The organism is Nocardia sp. NPDC003345 (assembly GCF_053589395.1).
Map to the genome: position 1 here is coordinate 1 of NZ_JBSFRU010000277.1, position 8,944 is coordinate 8,944.

Annotated in this window: 8 protein-coding genes; 4 read left to right on the forward strand and 4 right to left on the reverse strand. The window is 67.5% G+C overall.

The window, feature by feature from the left end; all coding sequences use genetic code 11:
• Positions 1-250 (forward strand): PP2C family protein-serine/threonine phosphatase (locus ACWDU1_RS24660; protein ID WP_450001942.1); only part of this gene is annotated, 250 nt, incomplete at its 5' end.
• Between the two features lie 328 nt (positions 251-578).
• Here the strand turns inward: ACWDU1_RS24660 and ACWDU1_RS24665 are convergent.
• Positions 579-905, reverse strand: coding sequence for a hypothetical protein (locus ACWDU1_RS24665; protein ID WP_450001944.1), 327 nt, complete (start codon positions 903-905; stop codon positions 579-581).
• 289 nt (positions 906-1,194) lie between these two features.
• Positions 1,195-2,241: a pentapeptide repeat-containing protein gene (locus tag ACWDU1_RS24670; RefSeq protein WP_450001946.1), complete on the reverse strand. Its 1,047-nt coding sequence runs from the start codon at positions 2,239-2,241 to the stop codon at positions 1,195-1,197.
• Between the two features lie 297 nt (positions 2,242-2,538).
• On the opposite strand from ACWDU1_RS24670, the gene ACWDU1_RS24675 reads away from it, so the two are divergent.
• Entirely contained in the window at positions 2,539-3,126 is a 588-nt protein-coding gene (locus ACWDU1_RS24675) for a hypothetical protein (protein WP_450001947.1), read from the forward strand.
• A gap of 126 nt (positions 3,127-3,252) precedes the next feature.
• Here ACWDU1_RS24675 and ACWDU1_RS24680 read toward each other — a convergent pair whose 3' ends face one another.
• Entirely contained in the window at positions 3,253-5,640 is a 2,388-nt protein-coding gene (locus ACWDU1_RS24680; RefSeq protein WP_450001949.1) for a lysylphosphatidylglycerol synthase transmembrane domain-containing protein, read from the reverse strand.
• Between the two features lie 118 nt (positions 5,641-5,758).
• Between ACWDU1_RS24680 and ACWDU1_RS24685 the strand changes: the two genes are divergently transcribed.
• On the forward strand, positions 5,759-6,358 hold the full coding sequence (locus tag ACWDU1_RS24685; RefSeq protein WP_450001951.1) for a GDSL-type esterase/lipase family protein: 600 nt from the start codon (positions 5,759-5,761) through the stop codon (positions 6,356-6,358).
• A 37-nt stretch (positions 6,359-6,395) separates the two neighbouring features.
• On the opposite strand, the gene ACWDU1_RS24690 is transcribed toward ACWDU1_RS24685, so the two are convergent.
• A complete protein-coding gene (locus ACWDU1_RS24690; RefSeq protein ID WP_450001953.1) occupies positions 6,396-7,817 on the reverse strand; it encodes an ABC1 kinase family protein in 1,422 nt (473 codons plus the stop codon).
• Positions 7,818-7,917: 100 nt separating this feature from the next.
• On the opposite strand from ACWDU1_RS24690, the gene ACWDU1_RS24695 reads away from it, so the two are divergent.
• Positions 7,918-8,703 (forward strand): GntR family transcriptional regulator, encoded by a 786-nt coding sequence (locus tag ACWDU1_RS24695; protein ID WP_450001954.1) that lies wholly within the window; start codon positions 7,918-7,920, stop codon positions 8,701-8,703.
• Positions 8,704-8,944: the final 241 nt, after the last annotated feature.

Genomic DNA, 8,944 nt, shown 5'->3' on the forward strand with positions numbered 1-8,944 from the left:
GCTGTCGGTCCTCGGGGCCGGCGAACGCCAAGTCGAGGCAGACCTGGCTTTGCGCACCGCCCTGGCCGGTGACCGCTACCTATTGTGCTCCGACGGACTGTCTGCCACCGTCGACCGCAATGTATTGCGCACCGCTCTCAACACAGCAGCCGATCCCGAGCAGGTCATCCAGCAGCTGATCGAGCACGCGTACGCCCATGGAGCGCCCGACAACATTGCCTGTGTCATCGCGGACATAGTGGCGATGTAGGGGTCGAGGAGCATCGGCACGAAATGTTCCGGTAGCACCAAATCGGCCTTCCGAGAGGCCGGGAGACGCGCCGAACCGGGGCGCCACCGCGCATCATTTAGTGAATCGACCACCGGCACAGGTCGAAGCCAACGCAGGCATCCGCCGGCGGGTGGACAGGGCGGCTACTCGGGATCTCGCGGACCACGCTCTACAAGTACCTGCCGGAACTGACCGCGAAGAGCTGACCGAGGCCAACTGCGGCGTGGCGCCGCGGATCTCGGTCGCGAGACAGGCACGTCCGCCGCCGGCCACACGGCCCCGCGGCGGACGCCCCACTCAGCTCAGGTCAGTCACCGAACTTCACGGCCACGAAGGGCACCAACCCATACTCCTCGCCGCCGGGCGGGAGCAGGACCACCTCCGAACCGCGCTCGCAGTCCTCCGAGTCGTAGAGCGTGACGGGCGTGTCGGTGCGATTGATCGCGCTATCCGCCATTTCCACGAGGTAGCACTTGCCATCTTCGGGATTCTCCAGCGTGGTGGAGGAGGAGGTGCCCCCCTGCGTGTCTTCGGTAGTGAACACCCCTCCGGCTGCGTGGGCGCTGAGCGGGATCGCCAGCACGGTCACCGCGGCAGCGGCGGCCACTGCGGCGGTTTCGAGGATGCGTCGCACAATTGTCCTTTCGGTAAGGGAATTCGAGGCACGGCACTCGCAACTGCGGTGCACAAGCACCTTCGATACCCGTCAACCCCGCAACTAATACTCTCAAGCTATATTCACCGGTCATTGGCTGCGTGTTGAGCGACACGCCCACCACCGGCCGCCCGTCACGAACCGACATGGCGACACCCGACGCGGCGTCAGCCGACTGAACAACCCCGATTCCTCGACCCCCATGAAGCGCTCGACACCACCACCCCCGGTGGCGCTCGACGAGCCATCCCCGATATAGATTCGCCCCTCACGCAGACGGTGGTGGTGCGAACCCCGCCGGCCACCGTGTGCTTCCGTCGTAGAAGACTCCGGTGAGATTCGCCTCGGTGAGATTCGCGCCGAGCAGGTCCGTGCCAACGAGATAAGCGTCGGTGAGGTTGGCGCCCCTGAGGTCGACGCTGGTGAGGTCGGCGCCCCTGAGGTCGGCACCAGTGAGGTCCGCCAGATACAAGGATGCGTCGGCGAGGTTGGCGTTCTCCAGGATCGCCTTGGTGAGTACGGCGCTGGTCAGAAATGCCCTTGCAAGGTTCGTATTGACCAGAACGGCCTCGGTGAGATTCGCCTCTTTCAGATGTGCCTCGGTGAGGTTCGCTTCCTCCAGATCGGCCTGAGTAAGGTTCGCCAGGTACAGCGATGCCCAGGTGAGGTCCGCTTCTTCCAACCATGCATCCGGAAGATTGGCTTCTTCCAATGATGTCGCGACCAGGCATGCCGCAAAGAGGTTCGCCACTGGCGTAGGGGCTGGTAAGTCACCGTATTTCCCGATGACGTCCAAGGCGGCCTGAATATCTACCGGCGCTTCTCGTTCGGGTGGTTCGCAGGTTCTGCTGGAGGTTTCGGTGCGCACGAACGCCTCCAGCAGCCGACGGACGGTGGGCTGGTCGGCCACTGAGTCCAGCGCGAGGCGTTCGAGCAGGTAGACCCCGCTGAGGCGGACGCTTTCCTTATCCGAGTCCAGCTGCTCGGCCGCGGACTTGAACAACTCGGACTGCGCAGTCTGTCGCGCCAGACCGAGCTGCTCGTTGGAGGCACTGACCGTGCTGTTGGAAAAGTAGAGCGCACCCACCGCGGCGAGCGCAGCCATCAGGGTGCCGGCCGCGCTCACGATCGTGGCTGCCCTCAACCATCTCGCTACCGAAGGCGGCTCCTGTGGTCGATCCGCAGGGCTGGCCACCGATTGCGCCTGATCCGGTGCCGAGGAGGCCGTGGACGACTGGGCCTGCCGACCTGCTGTGTCCGGCTGTGGTGTGTCTTCGCCGGCCGCGATCGCGGGCTGCGGATCCGCTGTGGTCACAACACCCAGTCTGCCAACCCCGCCCGGCCGCAACCGGTCACGCCGACACAGCACACGACAAGAGAAAGACCACTGACCCGGGCAGGTCGCCGAGGCAGGCCAGAAGGACTCCGTCTATTTAGGCTCTACCCCAACCTGACAATGGGCGGGCCCGGCTTCGAGCCGTCTGCAGGACGGTCGCTACATCTACGACTCCGGCAACGAAATCCGGGTGATCGTCTCCCACGCTGCCGGCAAGGTGCTGTACGTGACCCCCATCAACCGATGCACCGTTCCGTACTCGGCAGGATAGAAGCCATGGATCAGGAGATATCGAGGCAGGGCGCGGACCTGGTGGCCGCTGATATCGAGGCGGCCCTCGGTGTCGAGGTACGCATCGACGAAACGATGCCCGAGCATCGGCGCCGCCGACCGGACGCACTGGACTGGTGGATCGAGTTCACCGTCCCGACCTGGAAAGTGCTCGTCGGCTGCAGCCCCGGCGGACACTCCCCGACCGCTGTGGCCCATGAGATCGCCGAGGGAATCCACGACGACGTGCTGTCGCGCAGCGGAAAGATCTGGCCCGCCGACCCTGCCGGGGGCGACCAGCCGCTACTGCCCACCCCCACCGGCTGGCAGGGCCGTACCGGATTGATCCCCTACGGGCAGGTCAAGGCGGCGAAGGATCCCGATCCGGATCTGCACGGTGTGGTCCGATGGTGGCTGCCCCACAGCTACGACGGCCTCATCGCCGATCGCGGGGGCGATGTCTGGTTCTGCCTGTGGCAGTACGAAGGCGACGAACAGGCCATCACCCCGGGCATGCCGGTGACCTGGCTCCTCGGCGAAGGAACCCACGGCAAATACCGCAAAGCGAGCGAGGCCCGCCCCGTCCTACTCTGACCAGCGGCGACCGGAGGCAGGGCTGGTTTCGTCGCCGGCGGTCGCGAACAGCGCGCTGTCGGGGGCTGAACCCGATCCGGATCCGGCCGCTTCCGCGGGCCGTCGGTTCGTCTTCCAGGTTTCAGCTCAGATCATGTTCTTCTCGGTCATCCAGCGCATGACCTGCCAGCCGCAGAACACCGGGATCCAGCAGGTGAGCACCCGGTAGAGCAGTACCGACGGCACCGCGACCTCGGCCGGCAGACCGAACGCGGCGAGACCGCCGATCAACGCGGCCTCCACCGCGCCGACACCACCGGGGGTCGGCGCGGCGGAGGCGAGGGTGCCGCCGATCATGGTCACGATGGTGACGGTGACGAAGGTCGTCCCGCCGCCGAACGCCTGCACGCTCGCCCACAGTGCCAGTGCCTGGCCCAGGGTGAGTGCCGCGCAGCCGAGCACGATCACCGCGCACCGCTTCGGGTCGCGCGCCAGCACCGCGAGTTCGCCGATGACCTCCTGCACCTGCGGGATCACCGAATTGTTCAGCCAGCGTCGCAGCTTCGGCACGAACATGAAGGTGCCGATGATCCCGACCCCGACGCCGGCGATCAGGTACAGCACCGTGGGCGAGGGCACGAAATGCGAGAGGTCGGTCGAGGTGCCGGCGGCGACGCTGAACAACACCAGCAACCCCAGATGCGTGCAGACCTGGACGCCCTGCTGCAGGGCCACGGCCGCGGTGGCGCGTACGGCCCCCACCCCACCCTTCTGCAGGAACCGCACGCTCAGTGCCAGTCCACCCACTCGCGCCGGGGTGGTGGTGGCGGCGAAGGTGTTCGCGATCTGCATGAGCACCAGTGGCCAGTACTTCACCAGCCCCGACGCGCAGGCCCAGAGGGCGGCGGCGGTGCCGAGATAGGTCAGCGTGGACAGTGCCAGCCCGGCCAGCGCCCACCACCAGTTGGCCTCCCGGAGCTGGGTGAAGAATGTGGGTACGGCGCTGATGAAGGGATACGCCACATAGACCAGAGCGATGAGCAGTACCAGCTGGATGAGGCTCTTGCGGCTGAACCGGGTGATCTGTTCGGCCTCGATCCGGTCCTGGCCGGTCTGGGTTCGCACTTCGTCGCGGGCGGCGCCCACCACGGATTTCCAATCCGGGATTGACGCACGGATTCCACGCGGCATGGCGAACCGGGTCAACCGGCGCGACGCGGTGAGTACCGTCTCCTCGCCCAGCGCCTCGATCGCCGAACGCACCGCGGCCTCGCGGCCGAACACCGCGGTCATCGAGACCAGCAGCTGGGCGATATCGGACTGCAGCTGGGCATCCGAGGCACACAGCTCGGCCGAGGTGAAACCGCCGAAAGCTGCCTTGCCGTCGGGGCACACCCGGATCTCGGCCGGCCGTAGCTCCCCGTGCGCGATCCCGCGTTCACGAAGTACGGTCAGCGCCTGCCAGACCGCGTCGAGGGCAGCGGTATCGGCGGGATCCTGCTCGATCGAACGTCCGGCCGGCAGGGTGTGCGCGTAGAGCATCCAGCCGCGCGGCAGGCCCGCCACCGCCACCGGGCGATGCGCGGCCACACCCAGGTCGCCCAGCGCGATCGCCATCAGCGCGCGATGTTCGACCGCGCGGTGCATGGATCCGTGCAGCGGCGCGGTTTCGCTGGAGCGGAAGGTCAGCCAGCGCCACAGCTGGCGCACCGCGCTCTGGGTGCGCTGGTTCTTGCCGTACAGCTCGACCACCAGGGCCCGTTCCCGCTCGGCGACGGTGGCCGAGAGCATGAGCGCACCGGGTCCGGCCGGGCGTACGACGGTGAGCCGGTTGACCGTGTAGCCCCGGCGGGCCAGCTGCCGGACCGCGGCGTCCAGCGGTACCTCCAGCGCGGGGGTCCCGACCAGCAGCACGATCACCGCGCCGACCAGCCAGCCGACCACCAGCCCGAACATCGCGCGGGCCGGTACGACCGTGCTCACCACGAGGTGCATCGGCGCGAAGGCGAGTATCAGCACCCACAGCCATCGCCGGGCCCGCACCGGCAGCCACGGGCTGGAGACGGTGAGTACCGCGGCCAGCATCGCGATCCAGCGGGGATCATCCAGGAATTGCTGCAGGAAGGTCTTGTCGGCCAGATTCTCCGGCACCTGCAGGTGCCATTGCGGTGCCGACAGGCCACTCGGGGTGATGGACAGCAGAATCCCGGCGACCAGACCCGCGGTGGCGTAGCCGGCCAGTAGCTTCCAATGTCCGCCCCACACCAGTTCCACCAGGATGGCGAACGGCAGGATCAGGATCACGATGCCGTAGAGCAGGTAGACCAGATTGGATTGGTCGGGGTTGAGGAATCCGACGATATTGGAGACCGACCGCTCGAGCGCGAGCCATTCGGGGCGGGTGATCAGGGATCCGGCGATGACGACAGCGACACCGACGGACGCGAAGACGACACGGAGGATATCGCTGGTCCGCCGGGTGAGCGGCTGTAGCAGGCTGCCCGTGACCGGGATCTCCCGCCCATCGACTCGCATGTCGTATCAATACTTTCGGATCGAGGTGAAGCTGTGCGGCCGCCCGCGCGCACCAGGTCGTGAGTATGCAGGAGGCCGAGCCGGACGATACACACCAACACGCTGCCAGAATGCGTGGGTGAGTGGTGATCGTCGTATCTGTTTCGTGGGGGATTCGTTCGTGGCCGGGGTGGGAGATCCCGAGGCCCTCGGGTGGAGCGGCAGGCTGACCGCGCACGCCGGGACCGCGGGCCTGGCGTTGACCGCGTACAACCTGGGGATCCGCGGTAATACGTCCGGTGATATCGCCGGACGCTGGCTGCCCGAGTGTGAGGCGCGGCTGCCGTCCGGGTCCGAATGCCGGGTGGTGTTCTCGTTCGGCGTGAACGACACGGTGCTGCTCGACGGCGCGCCGCGGGTGGCCACGCCGGCCGCTACCGCGAATCTGGCCGCGCTGCTGGCTGCCGCGCGGGCGCGGGGGTGGCCGGTTCTGATGGTGGGGCCGCCGCCGGTGGACGACGTGGTGCACAATCGGCGGATCGCGGAACTCGATTCGGGTTTCGCCGGGGTCTGCGCCGAATTCGGCGTGCCGTACGCGGGGAGCTTCGGGCTGCTGGCCGAGGAGTCGGTATGGGCCGACGAGGTCCGCGCGGGTGACGGTGCCCACCCGGGCGCGGCGGGCTATGCGGTGTTCGCGCGACAGTTGCTGCCCGCTTGGCGCCGGTGGTGGGGTTACTGACCGCCTCTGCCGATAAATAGGATAGTTTTTCCGTAAATTACGGCATCTCACCGTAAAATGTCCCAGACGGTGCGGCCGAAAATGCCCGCTCGTCACCTTCGGCGTGCCCCATGTTCTGCCGCATCGCCGCGAAGACCTCGGCGAGCTCGGGAACCGCACGCTCCAGTTCCGTCCGGAAATCGCATTCGCATTCGAGCTGGCTCAAGGTGCCCACCAACGTCAGCCCGGCCCGTGCGAAAGGTGTGCAATGCGCGGGCAGCGTGAGCTCGCGCATCACATTCGTCAATCGCGGACTGGTGATGCGCAGAACCTGTTTCCGCAACCACGGGGTGGTGATCCGGAACCGATCGTGACGCACCGGTTCCCCGCACGCCGACAGCGCGATATCGAGCGCGCCCGCGTCGAACGGCCGCCCCGGCTGGGCGAACCCGTGGCTGCGCACGGCCGACTCCAGCGCCGCCGGGCCGGCGTTGAAAATCGCGTCGCACAGATCCACGGTCAGATCGGTGAAGTCCGGATGCGGCCACGGTGCGCAGGCGCCGAAATCGGCGACACCCAGCCGGCCGTCGGGTAGCAGCCACAGATTGCCCGGATGCGGATCGCAATAGAGCAGCCGGTGCCGGTCCCAGCCCGCCAGCACGAACCGCAACATCAAGGTGCCGAGGCGGTCCCGCTGCTCCTGGGTGCCCGACCGGATGATCCGGGTCGCCGGAATCCCGTCCAGCCATTCCGACACCAGCACATCGCCGCGCTGAACCAGCACCTCCGGCACCCGGAACTCGTCGCTGCCGGCATACGCGGCGGCGAAGGCCCGCTGATTGTCGGCCTCGGCGGCGTAGTCCAGTTCCGCGCGCACGCTCTCGCACAGCGCGTCGGTGATCGACTTCACATCCGCGCCCGGCAGGAACACCGAGGCGAGGGTCGAGATACGCCGCAACTGCAGCAGATCCGACTCCACCGCTTCCCGGGCGCCCGGATACATCACCTTCACCGCGACCGGGCGCCCGTCGTGCCACACTCCGCGATGCACCTGACCGATCGAGGCCGCCGCCGCGCGGCGGTCGTCGAACTCGCGGAAGAGTTCGCGCCAGCCGGGGCCGAGACTCGCCGCCATCACCCCGTGCACGGACGCGGGCAGCATCACCGGCGCCGAATCCTGCAATCGCGCCAGGGCCACCTGATACGGCGCGGCGAGCTCCCGGGGCAGCGCCAGCTGATAGACCGCCAGCAGCTGCCCGAGTTTGGCGGCGCAACCCTTCAGTTCGCCCAGTACCGCGAACATATGCTCGGCGGTGCGGGTCTGGATATCCCGGTTCACCTCCTGCGCGGAGTGGCCGAGCGCGCGCCGCCCCGCACCGGCGGCCTGCCGCCCCGCATAGGCGACCGGCAGCGCCACGAGTTTGGCGCTGCGCAGCGCCCGGCGCACCGGCGGCGCGCCCGGATCCCGTCGACTGCTCATCCCTCATCCCCAGAAAGCGTTTTGCCTGTTCTCCTGTGCAGTCTGGCATATTTGCGCATAGACTGTCTGGGACGTATCAGATGCCGAGAGAGGTGTATCCATGGGGTCCCGTACGGTGGTCGCCGACGTCGCCGACGAACTGGCACGGCGGGTCGCCGCGGGGGAGTACCAGCCGGGCGAGCTGATGCCCTCGGTTCGCCAGGTCGCCGAAGAGTTCGAGATGAACCGAGCCACCGCGCAGCTCACCCTCGGCCGCCTGGAGTCCTACGGATTCGTCGAGGCCCGCCGCGGTAAGGGTTTCACCATCCGCGAGGTCCGCGCCGCCGGGGGCCTGGACGTCTACCGGCACCTGTTCCGCTTCTCCATCCCCATGCCCGACGTCGCGATCGAGATGTTCCGCGATATCGTCGAGGTGGAGCGCGGCATCGTCATGGACGCGCTGCTCGCCTACACCGGTTCCGTTCACGGCTCTCCGGCCCGTGCCGACCTCGCCGAACTCAAAGCCGAGATCGACGCCCTCGAAACCCTGGCCCGCCTGGACGTTCCCGACCACCGCCGCATCCTGGCCATCGAGATCGGCGTCGTCCGCCGCCTGCTGGTCGTACTCGAATCGAGTATGCAGCGCGCCATCCTGAACTCGATCGGCGAAATGGTGCTCGAGGTCCCCGAAGCCGTGGAAGCCTACTTCGCCGGCGCCGCCGATCTACACGTCCTGGTATGGCGCGCCCTGATCGCGGTCTGGGAATCCTCCTCCGGCCCCACCGCGGCTCAGCTGGCTCTCTTCGAGGACCTCTTCGGCCTCTACCACAACAAGGTCATAGCCCGCTTCGAAGAAATCCTCGGCGCCGCGACCTGCGCCCAGGAAATTCACGCCGCCACCGCCTGAGCTGTGTTTTCGGCCCCGCCTTCGGCGGGGCGGGGTTTCGGGCCCCTCGGCCCGAAACCCTCTGATGGCCTCGCTGAACTCGGCGGCGAGAGATTGTCGATCGCGGGTGATTGTCCAGGTCGGTGCGGGCGCGGTTGCCTTTCTCGCACCGCCCCTCCGCGATTCCCTGGTTCGGCCCGCGTCGGCTGTCAGTGCTCGAAGCGCATGTGGCGAAGCCACGAGTCTCGAGCGCTGACAGCCG

Excerpts from the sequence above, each read along its gene's own strand:
- ACWDU1_RS24675 (WP_450001947.1), top strand. The coding sequence starts at position 2,539 with ATGGATCAGGAGATATCGAGGCAGGGCGCGGACCTGGTGGCCGCTGAT.
- ACWDU1_RS24680 (WP_450001949.1), bottom strand. The coding sequence starts at position 5,640 with ATGCGAGTCGATGGGCGGGAGATCCCGGTCACGGGCAGCCTGCTACAG.
- ACWDU1_RS24690 (WP_450001953.1), bottom strand. The coding sequence starts at position 7,817 with ATGAGCAGTCGACGGGATCCGGGCGCGCCGCCGGTGCGCCGGGCGCTG.
- ACWDU1_RS24695 (WP_450001954.1), top strand. The coding sequence starts at position 7,918 with ATGGGGTCCCGTACGGTGGTCGCCGACGTCGCCGACGAACTGGCACGG.